The sequence below is a fragment of the Corynebacterium gallinarum genome (assembly GCF_014837045.1).
Taxonomy (GTDB): Bacteria; Actinomycetota; Actinomycetes; order Mycobacteriales; family Mycobacteriaceae; genus Corynebacterium; species Corynebacterium gallinarum.
In genome coordinates, this window is sequence record NZ_JACSPR010000027.1 from 1 (window position 1) to 887 (window position 887).

At 53.8% G+C, this 887-nt stretch carries 1 protein-coding gene; it reads right to left on the reverse strand.

The genetic code is table 11. The features are described from left to right. Positions 1 to 159: 159 nt before the first annotated feature. Positions 160 to 804: a DUF6973 domain-containing protein gene (locus H9627_RS14295; RefSeq protein ID WP_225213897.1), complete on the reverse strand. Its 645-nt coding sequence runs from the start codon at positions 802 to 804 to the stop codon at positions 160 to 162. Between the last annotated feature and the right edge of the window lie 83 nt (positions 805 to 887).

Genomic DNA, 887 nt, shown 5'->3' on the forward strand with positions numbered 1-887 from the left:
CGTGGCATGGTGGCAGATTACCTTTCCCAGCATCATGCTGGTTTCAAGGTGTCTACCAAACGGGGGTCAGGCCCAGGAGAGTAATAGGGAGACAATACTAGTGAACCCTATCCGCGCCATCATGCGTCTCATTAACATAACCCCCTTCTCGTGCCTATCCTAGGAAAGTGTAGATAGCAGTCCAATGCTAGCCCAGAGGGCGCACTGGTTCAGAGCAGAAGCTTCGTCGCCACTACTTGCGAAAGCAGATCCAAGAAATCGACCTTGGGCATTGTTATACAGGTCCATGCTGGTCTCATCCGCTGGCCCCTGAGCGACAGTTTCGTGGTTAGTAGCAATGCGTTCAGCTGCATCTGCACCGATTCTCATCGTCATCAGGGCATTCCACGAGCAGTGCCGAAAAGCATCGCCCTTTCCATTGTGGAGTGATGTGGCGCCAGGAAACCGGTTCTGCGCTTCCATACTCGCGGTTGTGGCTGCCTGATTGGCGATGCCGCATGATACTACATCGACCAGCGCGATGCAGGACAGCATTTCAAGGCCCTGGATATATATCCGGTAGGGGTCCGACTGGGCGGTCGCAAAAGGCGCTACCTGAGGATTGATGTCAGTGACCCTGGCACGTTCAACTGCAGCAATGATTGCGCGTTGTTCATTAGCTGACAGGGATGCGAAGTAACCGTACGGGTCGGCGGACTCGTTCATCACCTTGATCTCGTCTTGAACATTCATGATGTCCTCATCTGTGACATCACTGGTGTCTACGCGAATTTCAGCGTCTAAGTCAATTGTTGATGCGGGCAAGGGGGGGGGGTGGCTTGTGGAAAAGTAAAATATCCGACGCTAAGGCTTGGGGAAGCGCCGTAGCGGCCTGTATTTGCCGGGCT